This is a genomic window from Stutzerimonas sp. CXK-1, assembly GCF_057738225.1.
Window position 1 is genome coordinate 2465539 of sequence record NZ_CM173217.1, and the last position, 22049, is coordinate 2487587.

Genomic DNA, 22049 nt, shown 5'->3' on the forward strand with positions numbered 1-22049 from the left:
CCCTCCTCACGAATCGTCACTGGGGGTACGGGCGTTATCGATGTAGGTCTTGTAGAGCTGGATGATCTGCGGGCCGCTGTCGTCGCTCGGGTCGATGTCCGGCTGGTTGTCGCCGGCACATTCGCGCAGGAACTGGCCGAATATCTGCGCGTCCTTGCCGCCGGCGGGCAGCGGCTGGACGAGAAAGAAGCAGCCGAACCCCAGCACCGGCACGGAGGTCTGGCCGTTCTGCTTGCCGGTGCAGTCGCCCACCACGATGCGCAACACGCGCCGCTCCGCCACACCGCCGGCGGTGCAGCCTGACGGGCAGGCCGCCGTTGCCCGACGCCAGTCGTTGTAATCGAGCAGCGCGCCCTGCCCGGTGAACAGGTTGCCATCGCGCGCTTGCACCGGCTGGCCGTCATAGGTGGCCTGCTCGGCGCCTTCGTCCCATTCGATCAGCGGCGTCGTGTGGCTGATGATCTGGTCCGGCGGGTAGCTCGCCGCCGAGCCGGCCAGCGAGCCCTTGTACTCACCGAAACGGGTGTTCAGCCCCTGCGCGACGGGGCCGACGGTATTGCCCGGCTCGGTCTCCACCGCCTCGCCGACCTGGTTGCATTGCTCGATGTCGCCGGCCAGCGCGGCGCGGACGTCCGCCGCCCCGCTGTTGCTGCCCAGGCGAATCAGCTGGAAATTGCCGGGGCCGATCGGCGAGGTGTTGCCCGCCCCGCTCTTGAGCACTTCCAGATCGCCGAAACGGTAGCCCCAGAACTGCCCGGCCGTCGGGTCGTTGCCATTGGGGTCGCCGCAGATCATCAGCGGTGCCACCTGGCACGGGGTGGTCGGGCTCGGGCCGGCGGTGGCGATGGCCGAGACGGCCTTGTCCCGCGCGTCGTCGGCGAGCAGGGAGAGGATCGGCCAGAAGAACCCCTGCAGCGGCTCGTTGGCGACCGAGACACGGACATAGCGCGCGGCCACCGGCCCCGGATAGGAGAACGGCCCGTAGACGCTCGTGGCGAGTTCGACCTGCACGAAGCCCGTGCCGCCCTCGGCCAGCGCGGTGGCCAACTCGTCGTTGCCATCGGCCTGCGCATTCAAGGTGAAGGTGCCGACGGCCGCGTCACGGGTCAGGCTGGCGGCGTTGCCGGTGCCGGACACCTGCAGCAGCGTGCGCGCGCCGCTGAGCGCGGCAGCATCGACCGCGTTCTGCAGGCGCGCCTTGTTCAGCAGCATGTGGCCGCCGTCCAGGGCCAGCGCCGCCATCGCCAGGATCGCGAGCATGGCGACCGTCACCAGCACCATGACAGCGCCCCGCTGGTGGGCCGGCCCCCGGTAAATGGCGCGTGGACTGTTCATGGCATTTGCCTCAGCGCTCGAAGCGGATCCGGATCGGTTCGGCCACGCGTTCGGCGTCACCGTGCGCCTCGCGGTAGCCCTTGAGCACCCGCTCGGTACGCGGCCCGTCAGCGCCCGGTGGCAGCGCCGTTCCGGGTTCGGCGGCCGTCGTCTTGTCGGCGATCTGCTGGTAGTGCACGGCCTGGACGGTCGAGCCCAGCGGGCCGACGCGAGCCTCTTCATAGGTGGTGCAGGCGGCGACCAGCGCCGCGCAACCCAGTACGAACACGGTTTTCATGGCGTTTCTCCGTCTAGTGCAGATCGTGGCCGAAGCGGCCTTCGCTGACGCCCAGGCTGACCGGCACGGTGCGGCCCGGCTGGCTGCCCTTGGTCTTGCCGAGCAGGTAGAACTCCAGGTCGCTCGGCGGCACGAAGTCGTCGGTCGGCAGGCGCACCGCCTTGGCATCGACCGGCGTGGCCAGATGCGGGGTAACCAGGATCACCAGTTCGGTTTCGCCATTGATGAACTGCTGGCTGCGAAACAGCATGCCGAGCACCGGCAGGTCGCCCAGCCCGGGGAAGCGGCTGACGAAGTCGCGGCTGTTCTCGCTGATCAGGCCGGCGATGGCGATGGTCTGGCCATCGCGCAGCTCCACGGTCGACTGCGCGCTGCGCTTGGTCAGCGAGGGAATGACCTGGGCGACGCCATCGCCGAGCACGCTCTCCAGGCCGGTATCGAGCACCAGCGCGTTGGTGTTCGAAAGCTCGCTGACCGAGACGTTGAGGTTGAGGTTGATGCGCCCGCTGTCGAGCACTACCGGGAGAAACTTCACGCCGACGCCGAATTCCTTGTATTCGATGGTGATGCCGTCGTCTTCGGTGATCGGCACCGGGAATTCGCCGCCAGAGATGAACTCGGCCTGCTGTCCGGTCAACGTGGTGAGCGTGGGCTCGGCGAGCACCTTTGCGGTGCCGTTGTCCTTCGAGGCCTCGAGCACCACGTTGAAGAGGAATTCGTCGGAGAGGAACTGGCCGAAGATGCCCTTGCCATCACCGAACAGGGTGGTCGGGTCGAGGTTGCCATCCTCATTGAAGCCGAGCCCGGCGCCGTTGTTGAAACCACCGCTGGACCAGCGCGAGGATGAGCCGAAGTCCAGCGCGTTGAAGCGCACGTTGAGGTTCTTGAACAGGTTGCGCTGCATTTCCGCGACCTTCACCTCGAGCATCACCTGCTGGCTGCCGCCGACCGACATCAGGTTGATGACTTCCGGGCCCTTGCTCTTGCTGCGGCCGGCCGCGCTACTGCCCTCCTCGACCTGCGGCGCACTGGCCGCCGCGTAGCTGGTCGCCAGCTTCAGCGCGGTGTCCATCACTGCCGCACTGCTGACCTGGCCACGCAGAACCAGCGCGCCCTGGGCGCTGGCCACTTCGATGGTTTCCTTCGGCAGCACCTCGTGCAGCCGTGCCTTGAGCCCGCCCAGGTCATGCACGACCTGCAACTCGAGGCTGTCGATCAGGCGGTCGCGCGCGTCCCAGAGCAGCACATTGGTGCTGCCCAGCGAGCGGCCCAGCAGATACAGCTGGGTCGGCGTGGTGATGAGAATGTCGGCAATCCCCGGGTTGCCGACCGAGATGCGCTTGACCGGCGCCCGCGTGGTCAGCACCCGCGATTGATAGATCGGCACCTTGACCGCATCGGTGTTGGCCGCTGGCAGCGCGCGGACGGCCGCTTGCGGCTCGGCGGCCACGACCAGGGACGGCAGGATCGCGCCTGCAAGCAGTACGGCGACTACGGCGGCGTTTCGCACAGGTTTCATGTGAATTCTCCTTGTCGATTCCGGCCCGCCGCGGCGGGCGCCGAGCGAGCTACAACCTGACTCTGTTCACATCGGTGCCACGGATGACCGTCACTCCGGCCGGCTGGGCCGGACGCGGACGCGCCGGCGCCTTGACCGGCACGGCGACCGGCTGGGCCACGGCGACCGGCTGGACGGCCTTGCGCGAGTTGTCCAGCGGGTTGCGCAGCGCCAGTTGCAGCTGGCCTTCGCTCATCGCCTTGACCAGCTTTTCCGCTTCCTCGGGCGCCATTTCCAGGGTGACGGCACGCACCACGACCGGCTGCGTCTTGTCGGTGCTGGCGGTCTGGTCGACGGCGAGCACCCGCAGATCCTCGAGAATGGTCCGCGCCTGCGATTCCTCGCCGTTGCCAACGCGCCTTGTCGCGAGCACGTCGACGCGATTGCCCGGCAGCAGGAAGCCACCGACCCCGACCACATCGTCGACCCGTACCGACACCGCGCGCTTGCTCTTGTCGATCAGCGAGGCCAGCGTGCTGCCGCCCAGGTGCTCGGCGACGCGCGGCTGGCGGACCATGTCGCCGCGCAGCATGCCAAAGGTGGCGATCTTGCCGGCGACCTGCTCGATCGACTCGAAGGCGTCATCGGGCACGGTGTCGCGCGGCATGCGCACCAGGGCGAGCTGACGCGCCTCGATCATCTGGCCGAAGGGGATCTCCATGGTGGCGACCACCACATTGCGTTGGGCATCGTCGGGCGCGGCGTTCAGACGGCTGTTGAGCCAATCGTTGGCGAGCCAGGCTGCGCCGAGTCCGAACAACAACGAAAGTGCGACGAGGCTGAAGCTGCGCGAGCCCATGGCCGTTCTCCTTGTTCCGTTTCGTGTTGGATGAAGTAGTTCTGCCAGGCCCAGGCGAGGTCCTCGCAACGAGGCCCGCCAGCTCCATGGAAGTAGCGCCTGCGGTCGCAGGCCATGTTCAGCAGGTCACGCGGGTGGCACGGCGACAGCGGCATGCCGCTGGGTGCGTAAAGCTCGTTCAGGACATAGGCCAGCAACGCCGGGTCGAAGTCGATGTGAAGGCGCGTCGACTCCATGCGCCAGATGCGCTCGAAGGCCTGCGCATCGGGGTGGCCGAAGTGCAGCTTGTGGCCGATCCGGCGCAAGAAGGCGCCGTCGGCCAGATCCAGCGGGTCGAAGTTGGTCGAAAACACCAGCAGCACGTCGAACGGCAGGCTGCAATGACGCCCGCCGCCCAGGTTGAGGAAGTCCTCGCGCTCCTCGAGCGGCACGATCCAGCGATTGAACAGCTGCTCGGGCGGCATGCGCTGGCGACCTAAGTCGTCGATCACGAACAGGCCGTTGGCCGCCTTGAGCTGCAGCGGCGCATGGAACAGCCGGGCCACCGGGTCGTGGCGAATGTCCAGCTGATCCATGCCCAGCTCGCCGCCCACCCGCAGCTGCGGACGCAGGCAGCAGGCCAGACGCCGGTCGATGCCTTCGCCGAGCAGCAGGTTGTTGCGCGTGGCATCGTCTTCCAGACGCCGGTGGATCTGTGCGTCGTAGATGGGCACGATCGCATCGTCGATGGCGATCGCGTGGGGCACCCAGATCGCCTCTTCGAAAAGCCTGATCAGGCGGCTGGCAATAAAGGTCTTGCCGGTACCGGGCGGCCCGTAGAGCATCAGCGCCCGGTTGGAATTGAGCGCGACTCCGAGCCGGTCGAGCATGTCGTCGCTCAGCACCACGTCACGCATCGCCTCGCGGATGGCCTGGCGGTCGACGCGCGAGGCGTGCACCGTCTGCAGCCGCAGCAGCGATCGATAGGCGTCCACGGCAAAGGGCGCCGGGCCCAGGTAGCCGCTGCGCTGCAGGGCATCGCGCGTGGCCTCGCGGCCTCGCTCGGTAAGCCCGTAGCGCAGCGTCTGACCCTGTCCCTGGCCCAGCACTTCAATGCGACCGTCCTGGCGCAGCCCGTTGAGCACCTCGTCCAGCACTATCCCTGGCAGGCGTAGACGAGACGCCATCCTTGGCAGGTCCAGCGCACCGGCGTCCAGCAGGTGTTTGCACAAGAGCTCGGCCAGCAGCGTCTCGCCGAGCCCTGTATCGGCAATGCAGCGGGGTGAGGGCGCCAGGCGTTGCACGCGTTCGCGCAACGTCGCTCCATCGGCCTGTTCGTTCGCGTCCTGCATATCGCCCTCCTCATCCCGCCCAGTGCCAGATTCCGCTCGCCGCGGTGCCCAGGCAGATCGCCAGCGCGTAGGGAAATGGCTTGGCGGCCACCTCCCCGGCTTGCGGCGCCAGATAGCTTCGGGTCCGCAACATCAGCCAGTAACGCGCCGCCAACTGCCACGCCTGCCCCTGCACCGCAATCAGCACCAACGCACAGAGCAGCCCCGCGATCAGGCTGGCGAGCGCCGCCTGCAGGGCCAGCGTCGGTGTGAGAAAGGCCCCGACCATGGCCATCAGCTTGACGTCTCCTGCCGCCATGCCACCCAGGGCGTAGAACGGCAGGAACAGCGCGAAGCCGATGAGCATGCCCAGCCCACCGCTGCCCAGCCCGGCCAGGCCGGTGGTCAGGTACTGACTGCCCAGCGCGATCGCGATGCCGACCACTACCAGCGCATTGGGAATCCGCCGCTGCCACAGGTCGGTGACCAATGCAGTCGCAAGCAGCGGTAGCAGCAGCCAGGCCATGGTCTGGGCTCAGTTGTCGCTGATCGCATCGGTCAGGCGTTCGATTTCCGCCTGCACGGCACCACCCAGCGCCGTGAACGCCAGGACCACCGCTCCCGTGATCAAGCCTCCGGCCACGGCGTACTCGACGATGGTCAGGCCATCCTCGTCCCGGGCGAACTTCCTGACTGCTTCCTTGATTGACTGAATATTCATGTCGCTCACCTTTCGTGTGATTTCCCGAGTGGAACGCATCGCTGCGTTGCCTGGTTTCGAGACTAGTGAGCGGGTACTGGTGGGGGTTAGGAGTCAGTTGCGTATCGCTAGGACTTTTCTGCGCTAAGCGTGCGAACCCGGTGCAGGCGGCGCTGGCGGCAGTGCGGCAGGCCCGGTAAAGAACTTTTGATCTTTAATCAGGCTTAATACCTGGCATGCGATGGCACTTCGCCAATACTGACCGAGTGGTCACAACGAGCGAAGCATGATGTCCAACGCCACGATGTATCCGGTGCTGCGCTGGGTCGATCTGACCCATGACGGTTCGACGACCGAACTGATGGCCCACTTCAGCGACTGCCACTGCAGCCTCACGACCTTCGAAGCGCTCGGCGATGCCGGCACCTTCGCCGACATGGTCTGCCTGCATTACGACCGCCCGGACTCGCGCGGGCTGAACCTGGCACTCGAACTCAAGCGTGCCCGGCCCGCCCTGCCGATCACCATGTTCACGGTGCAGCATTCCGAAGAGCTCGCCGTCTGGGCGATGCGCGCGCGGATCTGGGAGTACGTGGTGCTGCCGCTGGATGCCGACGAGCTGCGCCGTTATCGCAGCTGCCTGGCACAGCTCTGCCAGGTGCGGCAGCAGGGCCGGCACCAGGGCATCGACCACCTGCCGACGCTGCCTGACAGCATCCGCCTGACCGCCGACTCGCATCGTCATCAACGGCTGGCGCCGGCGCTGCGCCATATCGAGGCGCAGTACCGCTCGAACATCGAGCAGAAGGAACTGGCCGAGCTGTGCAAGATGACGCCCTCGAGCTTCAGCCGCCTGTTCAAGGAAGCCTTTGGCATGAGCTACCAGGACTACATCCAGCACAAGCGCATGACCTTCGCCCAGCAGCGCCTGGCCAACAGCCAGATGCCGATCACCAGCATCGGTTACGCCGCCGGCTTTCGCGACCCCTCCTATTTCGCCCGCGCCTTCAAGCAGTTCACCGGCTGCACACCGAGCGAGTACCGCGATGCCTGCCAGCCGGCCGCACGCGGCGCGGTGCTGGAGCTGGAAGAAGCCTCGCGGCTGGAGCTGCTGCGCCCGCCGCTGCGCAGCGGGCTGCCGCGCGCCGGCTAGCCTGGCCTGACCTGCGCCGAGTGCGGCCGGCGGGCTGGAGCCTGATCCTCGAAGCGCCTACCATGCTGGTTCGACGTGCTCAGATGTCAGGTAGTCATGCCCCTCACCCGGATGTTCCGCATCGATCTGCGGCGGTCGGTGGTGCTGCTCACGGTAGCCGCGACCCTCGTCACGCTGGTGATCGGCTTCTATGCCAGTTCGCAGGTCCAGCGGCAGATGCTGATCGACAACACGCTGGAGGCCAACCGCGTCTATGCGGCCAAGCTGGCGGACATCACCGAGCAGTCCTTTGCCGGCGCCCGGCAGCAGCTCGGCTTCGCCTCGGCGCAGTTCTCGACGCGTTTCGACGATGACGCCTACCTGCAGCAAGAGTTGCGGCACCTGCGCATGCAAACCAACCGATACGACACGGTGATGGTGGTGGATGCCGGCGGGATCGTGCGCGGCGTGTCGCCGCTTTCGCGGCATCTGAAGGGCGAGCAACTGGACAACCCCGGCAGCCAGCAGGCGCTACGGCTGCGCCGCGCGGCGGTGAGCGAGCCCTACATGTCGCCACGCGGCAATCTGGTGGTGCTGGTATCACAGCCGATCTTCGGCCCCGACGGCCAGTACCTGGGCTATGTGGCAGGCGCCATTCACCTCAAGCAGAGCGGGCCACTGGCGGCGCTGCTCGGTGAGCATTTCTATCAGGATGGCTCCTACATCTACGTGGTGGACCGTACCCGGCGGCTGCTTTATCACCCGCAGCCCGAGCGGCTCGGCACGGTGGTCGGCACCAACCCGGTGATCGATGCGGTGCTGCTCGGCGAGAGCGGTAGCCAGCGCCTGATCAACAGCCAGGGCGTGGACATGCTGGCCGGCTATGCTCAGGTGCCCAGCGTCGGCTGGGGCATCGTCGCGCAGCGCCCTACCGAGGTCACGCTCAGCGCGCTTGAGGGGCTGATGATGGAGGTGCTGCGCGAGACGGCGCCGATGGCCGTGCTTACGCTGCTGCTGGTCGGCATGCTGGCCAGCCTGATCGCCCGTCCGCTCTGGCAGCTGGCCCAGGCCGCCAGCGAGATGGACGCCCCGGAAACGCCCGAGCGGATCCATCGCATCCGTTCCTGGTATTTCGAAGCGGCGCAGCTCAAGCGCGCGCTGCTGTTGGGCATCAGCCTGCTGCACCAGAAGATCGGCAAGCTCAACCTGGATGCGCAGACCGACCCACTCACCGGGCTGCGCAATCGCCGCGGGCTGACCACCGCGGTGGAAATGCTCCGCGCCGAGCAGCGCCATTTCGCGGTGATCACCCTCGACATCGATCACTTCAAGCGCATCAACGACACTTTTGGCCATGACGTCGGCGATCAGGTGATCCGCCAGGTCGCCGACCTGATGCGCAGCTGCTCGCGTGACAGCGACGTGCTCTGCCGGTTCGGTGGCGAAGAGTTCCTGGTCCTGCTGCCGAATGCCGACTGCCATTCCGCGGCGCAGGTCGGTGAGCGGCTGCGCCACTGCGTGGAGCAGGCAAAGATCGACACCGTCGGCGCCGTCACCATTTCGCTTGGCGTAGCCGAATGGCCAACCCACGGCGAGACCGCCGAACAGGTCTTCAAGCGCGCCGACGAGGCGCTCTACCGGGCCAAGCAGGCCGGGCGCAACCGCCTGCTGGTCGCCCCCTCGGGCAACGCGGAACCGCCCGCGTCACAGTGACAGGCGCAGCACCAGGGCCGCGAGCGTGGCCAGCAGCACCGGCAAGGTCAGCACGATGCCGACGCGAAAGTAATAGCCCCAGCCGATGCGCACGCCCTTGCTCGCCAGCACGTGCAGCCAGAGCAGCGTGGCCAGGCTGCCGATGGGCGTGATCTTCGGCCCGAGATCGCAGCCGATGACGTTGGCGTAGATCATTGCCTCGCGCACCACGCCCTCGGCCTGGCTGGCATCGATGGCGAGCGCGCCGACCAGTACGCTCGGCAGGTTGTTCATCACCGACGACAGCAGCGCCGTGAGCAGGCCGGTGCCGAGCGCGGCGCCCCAGACGCCGTACTCGGCGAAGGCATCGAGCAGCGCGGTGAGATGGCGCGTCAGGCCCGCGTTGTTCAGCCCGTAGACCACCAGGTACATGCCCAGCGAGAACACCACGATCTGCCAGGGCGCACCGCGCAATACCCGGCGCGTACCGATCACCCGCCCACGCGCGGCGACCGCCAGCAGCGCGCCGGCGCATAGCGCTGCCACCAGGCTGATCGGTACACCGAGCGGCTCGAGCGCGAACAAGGCGAGCAGCAGTACCACGAGCACCACCCAACCCGCCCTGAAGGTCGCGCGGTCGCGGATCGCCAGGGCGGGCATCTTCAGCGTGTCGACATCGAAGTGCCGCGGGATGTCGCGGCCGAAGCAGACGAACAGCACCGCCAGCGAGGCCGCGACGCTCACCAGGTTCACCGGCAGCATGACCGATGCGTACTCGGCAAACCCGAGCCCGAAGAAGTCGGCCGAAACGATGTTGACCAGGTTCGAGACGACCAGCGGCACGCTGGCGGTGTCGGCGATGAAGCCCGCGGCCATGACGAAGGCCAGCGTGGCCGGCGGCGAGAAGCGCAACGCCAGCAGCATCGAGATGACGATGGGCGTGAGGATCAGCGCCGCGCCATCGTTGGCGAACAGCGCCGACACCGCGGCGCCGAGCAGCACGCAGAGTACGAACAGCCGGCGCCCGCTGCCCTGGGCCAGACGCGCCATATGCAGCGCCGCCCATTCGAAGAAGCCGGCCTCATCGAGCAACAGGCTGATGATGATGATCGCGATAAAGGCGCCCGTGGCGTTCCAGACGATCGCCCAGACCAGGGGAATGTCGTCGAACTGGACCACACCGGTGCCGAGCGCCAGCAGCGCACCGAAGCTGGCGCTCCAGCCGACGCCCAGCCCGCGCGGTTGCCAGATGACCAGCACGATAGTGACGACGAAGATGGCCAGGGCGGCGAACATGGGCCTCGAAGCCTCCGGAAATTGGCGAAACGAAAGCGGCTGGCGTACGCCGTCATCGTCGGGCTTCGACGCCTGCCGCGGGCGGGGAACCGGGGCGGAGCCCGGTGCGGCGGCACTATACGCCATCGCCCTGCAGCGGGGTACTGCTCTACCCGGCGCGTTCCAGACGCGCTGCCCGCTTCGTCTAATTGCCCGCAGCCGAGGAACATTCGAGCACGATCGCACTCATAGGGAATCGTGAGAAGTTGTAAGGTCGAGGACCCCCCATTGAAAATTCTCGTTTGTGGTGCCACGGGACAAATTGGCCGGAGTCTGGTCATGCAAGGATCAGCGTACGGCCTGGAGGTAGTCGGCCTGTCACACGCTCAGCTGGACCTCACCGACGCCTGGCGGGTCAGGCGGACGCTGGAACAGCTTCGCCCCGCGCTCGTCATCAACGCTGCCGCCTATACCCAGGTCGACGCCGCCGAAGAGCACTCCAGACTCGCCTATGCAGTCAACCGGGACGGTGCAGCCGTGCTGGCCGAGGTGGCCGAACGTCTCGGCGCGCCACTGTTCCATCTTTCCACCGACTACGTGTTCGACGGTCAGGCGCGCCGGCCGTACAAGGAGAACGACACCACCTCACCGCTGGGCATTTACGGCGCGAGCAAGCTGGCCGGCGAGCGCGCCATCGCCGAGCAGCTCGACCGTCACCTCATCCTGCGGACCAGCTGGGTCTACGGCGAGCATGGCGGCAACTTCGTCAAATCCATGTTGCGTCTGGCCGCTCGGCCGGAGCTACGTATCGTCGACGATCAGATCGGCTGCCCGACCAGCGCCGAGCGAATCGCCTCGGTCCTCCTCGAATTGGCCCGCCGTTATGCCACGACCGGCGAGCTGGCGTGGGGCCTTTACCACTACAGCGGTCGCTCGGCCTGCTCCTGGTATGCGTTCGCCTGCGAAATCTTCCGCCAGGCCAAGGAAGTTGGCCTGATTCACCGCTTGCCGAACCTGTCGCCCATTCCGACCAGCGAGTACCCGACGCCGGCCCGCCGCCCCGCATGGTCGGTGCTCGATTGCAGCCGCTTCGAGAGTGCCTTCGAACTCGACACGATCGATTGGCAGGCCGACCTCAGGGCGCTGCTGGATGTACTCGGCGAGCAGGCGCCCAGCCGCATGGCGGTCTGAGCCACCTGCCGCCAGCCCCCGCACTCCGCTGTCGCGCCTGGCGCGGCCGCGCTTGCCATCCTTGCTCCCCTCGCATCGGCTGACGGCCGGCATCCCGCCGAGCGACTGCCCGGCGTGAATCGCTGTATACTCTCGCGCCATTTTTCCCCGCCGCATCACCCGAGGTCCGGCCCGTCATGTCGAAAAACGCCCCTACCGTAATTTGTCTAGCCCGGCTGCCCTTAGGCGACGTCCTCTAACCTCGATCTGACATATTTGCTTGCTGGGGTTCTACAACTTAAGAAATATTCACTGCGGGCGATACAGTACCCGTTCGCGAAGCACAGCAGCGCTCACTTCCTCATTGGAAGAGGCTATTTTTTCTTAAGGACAATCATGACTCCCGCAAAAGCCACTCGAAATCTATTTTGCTCACTAGGCTTCGGCATGCTCGTTGCGTGGAGCCCTGTTTACGCCGCACTTCCACCGGCTCCATTGAATACAGAGTCAGCCGCTAAAGTTAGCGCCTTGTGGACCCCCGACGTTGAGCGTCGGATGATGTCTGAGCTACAGGCCACCGGATACGGCAATCCAGCCGCGGCTCGCGTGATTGGCAGGTATTTGAAAGAAGGCTTTGAAAAGGCTGGATACAGCCTCGACGAGACTATCTATCAGTTTTTTACCGACCCCAATGCCCACCCCGTAGAGAAAAACCTCCTTGCGAAGGAAACAGGCTTCCGCAACATCATCGCTCAGATATCGAGCAATGCCCCTGGCTTCACCGAGGCCTATCTGGAAACAGGTGCTGTAAGCCGTCGTACAGTGGAGGAGATACGAAGACAGAACCTTCCGCCATCCACGGACGGCCGCGTTCTGGTTGTCCCTCTATATCGGGATTGGATGCTTCCTTCAGCTCCTACAGAGCGCAGCAAGATCAGGATGGAGCTGTCCTTTAAAGACGGATACGACTCTCTCCAGGACTACGTACTGGCTTGGAACGGCTCTATCACATACGTCCTCGGCAAAAGAGATGAGTTTGACGACGCAACGCTCGCGGTCCTCGACGCAGCGAAGCGAGAGTCCGCGCGCGTGCTTGTTGAAGCGAACGTGACGAGACACTCCATCGAAGGCGGAAACAGCATCTGGTTTGCTGATCGGAGTCAAATGTTTACGGTCACTTTGCCAAAACCACTTAGCCACTACGAACCCCAATAACACTCCCAACTTCCACGTACGGCTCACAGCCAGTGAGCCGCTACATTCGCGGCTTTATCTAACCACCATCACCTCATCCCACCGCGTCGTTTACCGCTGGCTCACCATCTCTCGCTTCATCGACCACTCCGCCGCGGCAGGGATGCGTCCGAGTCGCACCGTTCCCCTGCCCAGCGCGCCCTGCTTCACGTGCCGCTGGTGATACGCCGAAAGCCCCTCGTCGCGCAGCGAAAGCCACTCATCGAGCACGAGCCCCTGCTCGACGGCCCCGCGCTGCGCATACTGCAACTGACGATCGGCACTATGTCCCGCCGCTTGCCTACCGTCAGAGCAGTGCAAATAGCTGTATACTCTCGCGCCATTTTTCCCCGCCGCATCACCCGAGGTCCGGCCCGTCATGTCGAAAAACGCCCCTACCGTAGGATTTGTCTCGCTCGGCTGCCCGAAGGCCACGGTCGACTCCGAACGCATCCTCACCCAGCTGCGCATGGAGGGTTACCAGATCGTGCCGTCCTACGAGGATGCCGATGTGGTGGTGGTCAATACCTGCGGCTTCATCGACAGCGCCAAGGCCGAATCGCTGGATGCCATTGGCGAGGCGATCGCCGAGAACGGCAAGGTGATCGTCACCGGCTGCATGGGCGTGGACGAGAACAACATCCGTGGCGTGCACCCCAGCGTGCTGGCAGTTACCGGCCCGCAGCAGTACGAGCAGGTGGTCAATGCGGTGCACGAAGTGGTGCCGCCGAGCATCGAGCACGATCCCTTCGTCGATCTGGTACCGCCACAGGGCATCAAGCTCACCCCGCGTCACTACGCCTATCTGAAGATTTCCGAAGGCTGCAACCATACCTGCAGCTTCTGCATCATCCCGTCCATGCGCGGCAAACTGGTCAGCCGCCCGGTGGGCGATGTGCTCAGCGAGGCCGAGCGCCTGGTCAAGGCCGGCGTGAAGGAAGTCCTGGTGATCAGCCAGGACACCAGCGCCTATGGCGTGGACCTCAAGTACAAGCTGGATTTCTGGAACGGCCAGCCGGTCAAGACGCGCATGCTCGAGCTGTGCGAGGAGCTGGGCAGGATGGGCGTCTGGGTGCGCCTGCACTACGTCTACCCCTACCCCAACGTCGACGACGTGATCCCGCTGATGGCCGCCGGCAAGATCCTGCCGTACCTGGACATCCCCTTCCAGCACGCCAGCCCGAAGGTGCTCAAGGCGATGAAGCGTCCGGCCTTCGAGGACAAGACCCTGGCGCGCATCAAGCAGTGGCGCGAGATCTGCCCCGAGCTGACCATTCGCTCGACCTTCATCGTCGGCTTCCCCGGCGAGACCGAGGAAGACTTCCAGTACCTGCTCGACTGGCTCACCGAAGCCCAGCTCGACCGCGTCGGCTGCTTCCAGTATTCGCCGGTCGAAGGCGCACCGGCCGAGACCATGGGCCTGGAACCGGTACCGGACGAGATCAAGCAGGACCGTTGGGACCGCTTCATGGCGCACCAGCAGGCCATCAGCGCCGCGCGCCTGCAGCTGAAGGTCGGCAAGGAACTGGATGTGCTGATCGACGAAGTGGACGAGGACGGCGCCATCGGCCGCTCCTGGGCCGACGCCCCGGAGATCGACGGCATGGTCTACATCGACAGCGAACAGCCGCTGCAGCCGGGCGACAAGGTGCGCGTGCGCGTCACCAACGCCGACGAGTACGACCTCTGGGCCGAAGTGATCTGAGCTGAACCGCTACATGAAACGCCCCGCTTCTGCGGGGCGTTTTCATTTCGGCGTGAGGAGTCCTCGACGCGTAGGGTGGAAAACGGCGAAGCCTTTTCCACCACCGGGCTGCGGGTTCGTCAACGCCGCGGCGGTTGCCGCACCGGCGCATTGCCGGCCACGTAGTACTTCGCCGTGCTGCGCGGCAGCGGCTCATGACCACGAATCCGGTCGGCGATCTTCTCGGCGATCATGATGGTGGTCGCGTTGAGGTTGCCGGTGATGATCTGCGGCATGATCGAGGCATCCACCACGCGCAACCCTTCCAGCCCATGCACCCGGCCCTGGCCGTCGACCACGGCCATGTCGTCGCTGCCCATCTTGCAGGAGCAGGACGGGTGATAGGCCGTCTCGGCGTGCTCGCGGACGAAGGCGTCCAGCTCGGCATCGCTCTGCGCATCGATACCCGGGCTCAGCTCGCGACCGCGGTAAGGGTCGAGCGCCGGCTGGGCGATGATCTCGCGGGTGATGCGGATGGCATCGCGGAATTCGCGCCAGTCCTGCTCGTGGGCCATGTAGTTGAACAGGATGCTCGGATCCTCGACCGGGTCGGTCGAGCGGATCTCGATACGCCCGCGGCTGGGCGAGCGCATCGAACCGACGTGGGCCTGGAAACTGTGACCGTCATGGGCGTTGCTGCCGTTATAACTGACTGCCACCGGCAGGAAGTGGAACTGGATGTTCGGCCATTCGAACTCGTCGCTGCTGCGGATGAAGCCGCCCGCCTCGAACTGGTTGCTGGCACCGATGCCGCTGCCGAGGAACAGCCATTCGGCGCCGATAGCCGGCTGGTTCCACCACTTCAGCGCCGGATACAGCGAAACCGGCTTCAGACACTCGAACTGCAGGTACATCTCCAGATGGTCCTGCAGGTTCTGGCCAACGCCGGGCAGCTCGTGGACAAGTTTCACGCCGACCCGGCGCAGCAGCTCGCCCGGCCCGACGCCCGAGCGCTGCAGGATCTGCGGCGAGGCGATCGCTCCACCGCACAGCAGCACCTCGCGACGCGCCCGCACGATGTACGGGTCCTTGCGATCGCGCAGGTAGCGCACGCCCACCGCGCGCTTGCCTTCGAAAAGGACGCGATCGGTCACCGCGTGCGTTTCGATGGTCAGGTTCGGCCGCTCCCTGGCCTGATCCAGATAGCCGCGCGCCGTGCTGGCGCGCCGGCCCTGGGGCGTCACGGTACGGTCCATCGGGCCGAAGCCTTCCTGCTGATAGCCGTTGAGGTCGTCGGTACGCGGATAGCCGGCCTGCACACCGGCTTCGACCATGGCGTGGAACAGCTCGTTGTTGTCGGCCTTCGGCGTGGTCACGCTGACCGGGCCGACAGCGCCGTGGTAGTCGTTGGGGCCGATGTCGCGCGATTCGGCCTTGCGGAAGTACGGCAGGCAGTCGAGGTAGGTCCAGTCTTCCAGGCCGGGTGCCTTGGCCCAGTTGTCGTAGTCCAGGGCGTTGCCGCGGATGTAGCACATGCCGTTGATCAGCGACGAGCCGCCCAGGCCCTTGCCGCGGCCGCAGTCCATGCGGCGGTTGTTCATGTGCGGCTCGGGGTCGGTCTTGTAGGCCCAGTTGTAGCGCGTGCCCTGCAGCGGATAGGCGAGCGCGGCGGGCATCTGGGTGCGGAAGTCCAGCCGGTAGTCCGGGCCGCCGGCTTCCAGCAGCAGCACGCTGACGTCGGCATCCTCGGTCAGGCGTGCGGCGAGCACGTTACCGGCCGAGCCGGCGCCGATGATGATGTAGTCATATTCCATGGTTCAAACCTCCTTCAGAACACCGAGGCGAACTCGCCCAGCTCTACCTGTACCGATTTGACCCGCGTGTAGTGCGCCAGCGAGGCGATGCCGTTTTCGCGACCGATACCGGACTGCTTGTAGCCACCGACCGGCATCTGCGCCGGCGATTCGCCCCAGGTGTTGATCCAGCAGATGCCAGCCTCGAGGCGATGGATGATGCGGTGCGCCCGCGCCAGATCGGCCGTGACCACGCCGGCGGCGAGGCCATATTCGGTGTCGTTGGCGCGACGGATGACTTCGTCCTCATCCTGATACTCGAGCAGGCTCAGCACCGGGCCGAAGATCTCTTCGCGCACGATGCTCATGTCGTCGCTGCAGTCGCTGAAGACGGTGGGTGCGACGAAGGCGCCCCTGGCGTAGTCGCCCTCGGTCACCCGCTCTCCGCCACAGAGCAGCCGCGCGCCAGCGGCCTTGCCCTGGGCGATGTAGTCGAGCACCTTGTTCATCTGCGCGAAGCTGACCAGTGGGCCGAAGTTGGTCTCATCCTGCTGCGGATCACCCAGGCGGATGCGCTGCACGCGCTCCAGCAGCTTGGCCTCGAAGGCCGCTTTCAGGCCCGTGGGGACGAACACCCGGGTGCCGTTGGTGCACACCTGGCCGGAGCTGAAGAAGTTGGCCATGACCGCGATATCGGCCGCGCGATCCAGATCGGCGTCCTCACAGACGATCAGCGGCGACTTGCCGCCCAGTTCCATGGTTACGTCCTTGAGCGACGACGACGCCGCGCTGGCCATGACCTTCTTGCCGGTCGCCACACCGCCGGTGAAGGACACCTTGGCGATGCGCGGGTGCTCGGTGATCAGCGCCCCGATGCCGGCGCCACTGCCGGTCAGCACGTTGAACACGCCATCGGGCAGCCCGGCCTCGCTGAAGATTTCCGCCAGCTTGAGCGCGCTCAGGGGCGTGACTTCGCTGGGTTTGAAGATCATCGCGTTGCCGGCCGCCAGCGCCGGGGCCGCCTTCCACAGGGCGATCTGGATCGGGTAGTTCCAGGCACCGATGCCGGCCACCACGCCCAGCGGTTCGCGCCGGGTGTAGACGAAACTGCTGTCGCGCAGTGGAATCTGCTCGCCCTCGATGGCCGGAGCCAGGCCCGCGTAGTACTCCAGCACGTCGGCACCGGTGACGATGTCAACGCTGCGGGTCTCGCTCAGCGGCTTGCCGGTGTCCAGGGTTTCCAGCAGGGCCAACTCGTCGTTGCGCTCGCGCAAGAGATCGACCGCGCGCCGCATGATGCGCGCCCGCTCGATACCGGTCAGCGCCGCCCAGATGCGCTGGCCCTGCTCGGCACTTTCAACCGCGCGTTCCAGATCGGCCGCGCCGGCCTCGGGCACTTCGGCCAGGACTTCGCCGTTCGCCGGGTTGATGCTCTCGAAGGTCTGGTTGCTGCTGGCGTCGACATAACCGCCATGGATATAGAGTTGCTGCCGTGGGAAACGGGCCATGTTCTACCTCGTTCGTACTGTCTGTGGCGGCAGCGGATCGACGCTGCCGCGACATGGATGGAACGCCTCGGGGATCGCCCGAGGCGTGCAGGGTCAGGGTGTCGGCGCCGCGCCCGGATTGGGCATGCCGCTTTCACCACCGCCGTTTTCGCGCTGCAGATGCAGGAAATGCATGTGGTGCTCGTAGTGGTCGAGGATGTCCTCGATCAGCTGGCGTCGGGAGTACCCCATCAGGTCGTAACCCAGGCTGCCCTGGCGCAGATGCACTTCGAGCCGGTAGTAGTCTGCCTTGCTGCTTTGGGTACGCACGGCGAAGGACGGCATGGTGCTGCGCACTGGCCAGATCTGATAGGTGAAATCCTGCTCGCTGCCGAGGTTGACGTTGAGGATCAGGTGCTCGTTGCCCGACTCGCCTTCGAGGATTTCCACCGGAACGCCCTTCTCGCCGAGCGCCTGCTGGATCTCCTGCATGGCCGGCTTGCCGACCTCCTTCAGGTAACGGCGGATCTGCGACAGACTGGGGAAGCTCATCGCCCGCGACAGCCGCTGGCTCCAGTTCATCTGGGTGTGCTCCAGGGTGGCGCGCCCGGACAGGTAGCCGGCGAGGCTCTTCTGGTAGCTGTCGGCCATCACGCCTTCGACATGCAGCGCCTTGAACAGCCCCACCATCATGAACAGCAGGACGATGGAGAACGGCAGCCCCATGATCACCACGGTGCCCTGTAGCGCGGTCAGGCCGCCGGCAATCAGCAGCGCCAGGGTGAGAATGCCGATGATCGCGGCCCAGAGGATGCGCATCCACACCGGCGCATCGCTGTTCACATCCTTGAGGATCGAAGTGAAGTTCGACAGCACCAGCGAACCGGAGTCGCCGGAGGTGACGAAGAAGACAATGGCCAGGATCGTCACCACGATGGTAGTGAGGCCCGGCCACGGCAAGCTCTGCAGGAACAGATAGATCGACGAGCCCGGGTTGCTTACCGCCTGCTGGCCGAACTCCAGGGCGCCGCCCATGACCATCTCGATGGCGCTGTTACCCATGATCGACATCCAGGCCATCATGAACGCCAGCGGCAGCAGCAGCGTACCGACGACGAACTCGCGGATGGTCCGCCCCCGGGAGATGCGTGCCAGGAACAGGCCGACGAAGGGGCCCCAGGCAATCCACCAGGCCCAGAAGAACACCGTCCAGGCGTTCAGCCAGTCGGTCGGCCGGCGGTAGGCGTAGGTGTCCAGCGACAGGCTGATGAAGTTGGAGAAGTAGTCGCCGACGTTCATCACCAGCGCGTTGAGCAGGAACACCGTATCGCCGACCACCAGCACGAACAGCAGCAGCAATACCGCCAACAGCATGTTGAATTCGGAAAGCCGGCGGATGCCGCGCTCGACGCCGGTGGCTGCCGACACAGCCGAGAAAGCCACGATGAGCACCACCAGCACCGCCTGGGTGAGGGTGCCATCCGGGATGCCGAAGATGTAGTTCAGGCCGAAGTTGAGCTGGATGATGCCGATGCCCAGGCTCGTGGCGATGCCGAACACGGTGCCGAGCACGGCCGCCGAGTCGACGGTGTGACCGATCGGCCCATGGATGCGCTTGCCGAAGATCGGATACAGCGCCGAGCGGATCGACAACGGCAGGCCCTGGCGAAAGCTGAAATACGCCAGCGACATCCCGACCAGCGTATAGACGCCCCAACCGGACAGCCCCCAGTGCAGGAAGGTCAGTTCCAGCGCGTGGCGTGCGGCCTGGGTCGTGCCGCCCTCGCCTACCGGCGGCTCGAGAAACTGGGTGATGGGTTCGGCAATGCAGAAGAACAACAGGTCGATGCCGATGCCGGCGGAGAACAGCATCGCCGCCCAGGTCAGGACATTGAATTCGGGCTTGGAATGATCGGGGCCGAGGCGAATCTTGCCGTAGCGACTGGATGCGACCAGCACGACGAACACCAGGTAGAGCAATACGGCGAGAAAGTAGAACCAGCCGAAGGTGTCGGAAATCCAGCCGAGTACCGTGTTGATGACCGCCAGCGAGCGGTCGGTGAAGAACATCGTCCACACGGCGAACACGACGATCGCAATGGCGGAACCGTAGAAGACCACGGGGTTGATCCGGTCGCGCGGCGCGTCGGAATCATGGGGCGAGAGCTCAGCCTCGTTCATAAGTTCTATCTCCTGAACTTGTTCTGGCTTTATGACATCGCTAGGCGACGAATTGCGGCAGGTCGAGAGCGGTTCGCAGGGGAACGCAGCGACCCGATGGCGGGACGGGCCTGCAGACGACTGTGCTGATGACAGCCAGGCCCCGGTCGGCAGATCATACCGACGTTCAAATAAGAGGTGATTTGCTCCAATAAACTCGAATTGGGCGCGTATCCTACACGATCAACGTCTATTTCGCCAATTCGCGCCCTTCCACCGCCAAACGTGACCACCTGCCGCGCCACCGTTGCTACGACGCAACGGCCCCGGTGATGCGGCCTTGGCGCACATCGCCGTGCGTTTTCAGCGGCGCCGACGCTGGCTATGATCGGCAACCCCGCCAGCCAGGCGCTGCCTTTTCATGGAGAGAAGCATTCATGTCGTCCGAACCTGTTTTTGCCTCGATGCCCGATGCCAACGGTTACTTCGGCCCCTATGGCGGGCAGCTGGTGCCGCCGCACCTGAAGCAGGCGATGGACGACATCAACCTCGCCTATGAAGAAATCCGCCAGCGCGAGGATTTCCAGGCGGAGCTGGCAAGCCTGTTCGCCGATTACGTGGGCCGGCCAAGCCCGATCTTCCACGCCAGGCGGCTATCGGAAAAACTCGGCGGTGCGCAGATCCACCTCAAGCGTGAAGACCTCAATCACACCGGTGCGCACAAGATCAACCACTGCCTGGGCGAGGCGCTGCTGGCCAAGTTCATGGGCAAGAAGAAAGTCATCGCCGAGACCGGCGCCGGGCAGCACGGCGTGGCCCTCGCCACCGCCTGTGCGCTGGTGGGCATCCCCTGCGAGATCCACATGGGCCAGGTGGATATCGAGAAAGAACACCCCAACGTCACCAAGATGAAGATCCTCGGCTGCAAGCTGGTGCCGGTTACCCGCGGCGCGGCGACGCTCAAGGAAGCGGTAGACAGCGCCTTCGAGGAATACCTCAAGGACCCACAGAGCTTCATCTATGCCATCGGTTCGGTCGTCGGGCCGCATCCGTTCCCGAAAATGGTCCGCGACTTCCAGTCGATCATCGGCCGCGAGGCCCGCGAACAGTTTCTCGCCCGGCATGGGCGGCTGCCCGACCATGTCGCTGCCTGCGTCGGCGGCGGCTCGAACGCCATGGGCATCTTCAGCGCCTTCCTCAATGACGGCGCAGTCCGGCTGGTCGGCATCGAGCCGGCCGGCGAAGGCGTTGACCGGCCCGGCCGCCACGCGGCGACCCTGTCGCAGGGCAAGCCGGGCGAACTCCACGGCATGGCGTGCTACGTACTGGAGGATGCCGAAGGCAACCCGGCCGCCGTGCACTCCATCGCCTCCGGGCTCGACTACCCCGGGGTCGGCCCGCAGCACAGTTACCTGAAGGATATCGGCCGGGTGGATTACCAGTCGGTCACCGATCAGGAATGCCTCGAGGCCTTCATGACCCTGTCGCGCACCGAGGGCATCATTCCGGCGCTGGAAAGCGCCCATGCGGTGGCCTGGGCCATGCGTGCCGCACCAGCGCTGGGTCGTGAGCAACATATCCTGGTAAATCTGTCCGGTCGTGGCGACAAGGACGCCGACTACGTCGCCCGCTTGCTCGGCCTCTGACGGTTCGGCCCGGCAACCAGGCGCTCCCCGCCCGCGCCGCTGAGCAACGCGAGCGCGGGCGGCGTATCATCGCGCTCCCCTGCCCTCTGCCGGTCACCCGTATGCCTCACAGTGTCAGCCCCGTCGGCATCCTGCACTCCTGCTTCAAGGAGAAATTCGCCATCCCGCGCCAGCCCAGCCTGGCGCCGGCGGCGCGCGGCGTGCTCGAGCTGATGCCACCCTACGATTGCGCCGAGGCGGTCGCCGGGCTGGAACAGGTCAGCCACGTCTGGCTGCTTTTTCTCTTTCACCAGGCCCTGGAAAGCAAACCACGCCTGCGTGTACGCCCGCCCCGACTGGGCGGCAACCGCCTGCTGGGCGTGTTCGCGACTCGCTCCACACATCGGCCGAACGGCATTGGTCAGTCGGTCGTACGGCTCGACAGGGTCGAGCCCGGCCGCCTCTTCGTCTCCGGTATCGACCTGCTGGACGGCACGCCGGTGCTCGACATCAAGCCTTACGTGCCCTATGCCGATGCCCTGCCCGAGGCGCGCAACGACATCGCCGATGCCGCCCCCGAGCCGATCAGGGTGCGGTGGCTACCCGCTGCGCTGCAGCAGGCACAGGCCCACGCCGAGCGCCTCGGCGAGCCCCTGGTGCAGTTGATCGAACAGTGCCTGGCGCAGGACCCGCGGCCGGCCTACCAGCAGCCGCGGCCGGAGCGCCGCTACGGCACCCGGCTGTGGGACGTGCAGGTACGCTGGCATTACCCCGAGCCCGACACGATTTGCGTGCTCGAGGTCGTACCCGCCTGACGCG

General features: G+C 65.6%; 19 protein-coding genes. 7 read left to right on the plus strand and 12 right to left on the minus strand.

Features of this window, described 5'->3' with window-relative positions; translation table 11 throughout:
• Positions 1-6: 6 nt before the first annotated feature.
• Genes AC0KXH_RS11480 through AC0KXH_RS11510 form a run of 7 tightly spaced genes read right to left on the minus strand, consistent with a single transcriptional unit; the run spans position 7 to position 6000 of the window.
• Positions 7-1335 carry a pilus assembly protein TadG-related protein gene (locus AC0KXH_RS11480; protein WP_488223435.1) on the minus strand — a complete coding sequence of 443 codons (1329 nt, stop codon included), beginning with the start codon at positions 1333-1335 and terminating at the stop codon, positions 7-9.
• A gap of 10 nt (positions 1336-1345) precedes the next feature.
• Positions 1346-1612 (minus strand): hypothetical protein, encoded by a 267-nt coding sequence (locus AC0KXH_RS11485; RefSeq protein WP_313278381.1) that lies wholly within the window; start codon positions 1610-1612, stop codon positions 1346-1348.
• A gap of 13 nt (positions 1613-1625) precedes the next feature.
• On the minus strand, positions 1626-3131 hold the full coding sequence (locus AC0KXH_RS11490) for a type II and III secretion system protein family protein (protein WP_200291862.1): 1506 nt from the start codon (positions 3129-3131) through the stop codon (positions 1626-1628).
• Between the two features lie 49 nt (positions 3132-3180).
• Positions 3181-3969, minus strand: a complete 789-nt coding sequence (gene cpaB, locus AC0KXH_RS11495) for a Flp pilus assembly protein CpaB (protein ID WP_488223436.1) — start codon at positions 3967-3969, stop codon at positions 3181-3183.
• The gene (locus tag AC0KXH_RS11500; RefSeq protein ID WP_488223437.1) at positions 3876-5300 is read right to left on the minus strand and encodes an ATP-binding protein; all 1425 of its coding nucleotides are present in this window, start codon (positions 5298-5300) and stop codon (positions 3876-3878) included. The genes cpaB and AC0KXH_RS11500 overlap by 94 nt, the downstream gene beginning before the upstream one ends.
• A gap of 10 nt (positions 5301-5310) precedes the next feature.
• Positions 5311-5805 carry an A24 family peptidase gene (locus tag AC0KXH_RS11505; RefSeq protein ID WP_278471487.1) on the minus strand — a complete coding sequence of 165 codons (495 nt, stop codon included), beginning with the start codon at positions 5803-5805 and terminating at the stop codon, positions 5311-5313.
• Positions 5806-5814: 9 nt separating this feature from the next.
• Positions 5815-6000, minus strand: coding sequence for a Flp family type IVb pilin (locus AC0KXH_RS11510; protein ID WP_200628819.1), 186 nt, complete (start codon positions 5998-6000; stop codon positions 5815-5817).
• Positions 6001-6265: 265 nt separating this feature from the next.
• On the opposite strand from AC0KXH_RS11510, the gene AC0KXH_RS11515 reads away from it, so the two are divergent.
• A complete protein-coding gene (locus AC0KXH_RS11515; RefSeq protein WP_488223438.1) occupies positions 6266-7132 on the plus strand; it encodes a helix-turn-helix domain-containing protein in 867 nt (288 codons plus the stop codon).
• A gap of 96 nt (positions 7133-7228) precedes the next feature.
• Positions 7229-8824: a sensor domain-containing diguanylate cyclase gene (locus AC0KXH_RS11520; protein ID WP_052264563.1), complete on the plus strand. Its 1596-nt coding sequence runs from the start codon at positions 7229-7231 to the stop codon at positions 8822-8824.
• On the opposite strand, the gene AC0KXH_RS11525 is transcribed toward AC0KXH_RS11520, so the two are convergent.
• Entirely contained in the window at positions 8816-10099 is a 1284-nt protein-coding gene (locus AC0KXH_RS11525; protein ID WP_278471495.1) for an arsenic transporter, read from the minus strand. The two genes, AC0KXH_RS11520 and AC0KXH_RS11525, sit on opposite strands and share 9 nt — an antisense overlap.
• Before the next feature lie 267 nt (positions 10100-10366).
• Between AC0KXH_RS11525 and rfbD the strand changes: the two genes are divergently transcribed.
• Together rfbD and AC0KXH_RS11535 are read left to right on the plus strand one after the other, a co-directional pair.
• Positions 10367-11269, plus strand: coding sequence for a dTDP-4-dehydrorhamnose reductase (gene rfbD / locus AC0KXH_RS11530; RefSeq protein WP_213149916.1), 903 nt, complete (start codon positions 10367-10369; stop codon positions 11267-11269).
• A 534-nt stretch (positions 11270-11803) separates the two neighbouring features.
• On the plus strand, positions 11804-12463 hold the full coding sequence (locus AC0KXH_RS11535) for a hypothetical protein (protein ID WP_439931529.1): 660 nt from the start codon (positions 11804-11806) through the stop codon (positions 12461-12463).
• Between the two features lie 90 nt (positions 12464-12553).
• Here AC0KXH_RS11535 and AC0KXH_RS11540 read toward each other — a convergent pair whose 3' ends face one another.
• Entirely contained in the window at positions 12554-12751 is a 198-nt protein-coding gene (locus AC0KXH_RS11540) for a DUF4113 domain-containing protein (RefSeq protein ID WP_439931528.1), read from the minus strand.
• A 109-nt stretch (positions 12752-12860) separates the two neighbouring features.
• On the opposite strand from AC0KXH_RS11540, the gene rimO reads away from it, so the two are divergent.
• The gene (gene rimO, locus AC0KXH_RS11545; protein WP_488223439.1) at positions 12861-14186 is read left to right on the plus strand and encodes a 30S ribosomal protein S12 methylthiotransferase RimO; all 1326 of its coding nucleotides are present in this window, start codon (positions 12861-12863) and stop codon (positions 14184-14186) included.
• A gap of 119 nt (positions 14187-14305) precedes the next feature.
• On the opposite strand, the gene betA is transcribed toward rimO, so the two are convergent.
• From betA to AC0KXH_RS11560, 3 genes are all read right to left on the minus strand, one after another.
• Complete coding sequence (gene betA, locus AC0KXH_RS11550) at positions 14306-15979, minus strand: choline dehydrogenase (protein WP_253749624.1); 1674 nt, start codon at positions 15977-15979, stop codon at positions 14306-14308.
• A gap of 14 nt (positions 15980-15993) precedes the next feature.
• Positions 15994-17466 carry a betaine-aldehyde dehydrogenase gene (betB, locus tag AC0KXH_RS11555; RefSeq protein ID WP_488223440.1) on the minus strand — a complete coding sequence of 491 codons (1473 nt, stop codon included), beginning with the start codon at positions 17464-17466 and terminating at the stop codon, positions 15994-15996.
• 93 nt (positions 17467-17559) lie between these two features.
• The gene (locus tag AC0KXH_RS11560; RefSeq protein ID WP_488223441.1) at positions 17560-19626 is read right to left on the minus strand and encodes a choline transporter; all 2067 of its coding nucleotides are present in this window, start codon (positions 19624-19626) and stop codon (positions 17560-17562) included.
• 416 nt (positions 19627-20042) lie between these two features.
• Between AC0KXH_RS11560 and trpB the strand changes: the two genes are divergently transcribed.
• Entirely contained in the window at positions 20043-21251 is a 1209-nt protein-coding gene (gene trpB / locus AC0KXH_RS11565) for a tryptophan synthase subunit beta (RefSeq protein ID WP_041104814.1), read from the plus strand.
• Positions 21252-21352: 101 nt separating this feature from the next.
• The gene (gene tsaA, locus AC0KXH_RS11570) at positions 21353-22045 is read left to right on the plus strand and encodes a tRNA (N6-threonylcarbamoyladenosine(37)-N6)-methyltransferase TrmO (RefSeq protein WP_043220799.1); all 693 of its coding nucleotides are present in this window, start codon (positions 21353-21355) and stop codon (positions 22043-22045) included.
• Positions 22046-22049 lie beyond the last annotated feature (4 nt).

Excerpts from the sequence above, each read along its gene's own strand:
- betB (WP_488223440.1), bottom strand. The coding sequence starts at position 17,466 with ATGGCCCGTTTCCCACGGCAGCAACTCTATATCCATGGCGGTTATGTC.
- rimO (WP_488223439.1), top strand. The coding sequence starts at position 12,861 with ATGTCGAAAAACGCCCCTACCGTAGGATTTGTCTCGCTCGGCTGCCCG.
- tsaA (WP_043220799.1), top strand. The coding sequence starts at position 21,353 with ATGCCTCACAGTGTCAGCCCCGTCGGCATCCTGCACTCCTGCTTCAAG.
- AC0KXH_RS11535 (WP_439931529.1), top strand. The coding sequence starts at position 11,804 with ATGATGTCTGAGCTACAGGCCACCGGATACGGCAATCCAGCCGCGGCT.
- AC0KXH_RS11515 (WP_488223438.1), top strand. The coding sequence starts at position 6,266 with ATGATGTCCAACGCCACGATGTATCCGGTGCTGCGCTGGGTCGATCTG.
- AC0KXH_RS11485 (WP_313278381.1), bottom strand. The coding sequence starts at position 1,612 with ATGAAAACCGTGTTCGTACTGGGTTGCGCGGCGCTGGTCGCCGCCTGC.
- trpB (WP_041104814.1), top strand. The coding sequence starts at position 20,043 with ATGTCGTCCGAACCTGTTTTTGCCTCGATGCCCGATGCCAACGGTTAC.
- AC0KXH_RS11560 (WP_488223441.1), bottom strand. The coding sequence starts at position 19,626 with ATGAACGAGGCTGAGCTCTCGCCCCATGATTCCGACGCGCCGCGCGAC.
- AC0KXH_RS11525 (WP_278471495.1), bottom strand. The coding sequence starts at position 10,099 with ATGTTCGCCGCCCTGGCCATCTTCGTCGTCACTATCGTGCTGGTCATC.
- cpaB (WP_488223436.1), bottom strand. The coding sequence starts at position 3,969 with ATGGGCTCGCGCAGCTTCAGCCTCGTCGCACTTTCGTTGTTGTTCGGA.
- AC0KXH_RS11490 (WP_200291862.1), bottom strand. The coding sequence starts at position 3,131 with ATGAAACCTGTGCGAAACGCCGCCGTAGTCGCCGTACTGCTTGCAGGC.
- AC0KXH_RS11505 (WP_278471487.1), bottom strand. The coding sequence starts at position 5,805 with ATGGCCTGGCTGCTGCTACCGCTGCTTGCGACTGCATTGGTCACCGAC.
- AC0KXH_RS11510 (WP_200628819.1), bottom strand. The coding sequence starts at position 6,000 with ATGAATATTCAGTCAATCAAGGAAGCAGTCAGGAAGTTCGCCCGGGAC.
- betA (WP_253749624.1), bottom strand. The coding sequence starts at position 15,979 with ATGGAATATGACTACATCATCATCGGCGCCGGCTCGGCCGGTAACGTG.
- AC0KXH_RS11480 (WP_488223435.1), bottom strand. The coding sequence starts at position 1,335 with ATGAACAGTCCACGCGCCATTTACCGGGGGCCGGCCCACCAGCGGGGC.
- AC0KXH_RS11520 (WP_052264563.1), top strand. The coding sequence starts at position 7,229 with ATGCCCCTCACCCGGATGTTCCGCATCGATCTGCGGCGGTCGGTGGTG.
- AC0KXH_RS11500 (WP_488223437.1), bottom strand. The coding sequence starts at position 5,300 with ATGCAGGACGCGAACGAACAGGCCGATGGAGCGACGTTGCGCGAACGC.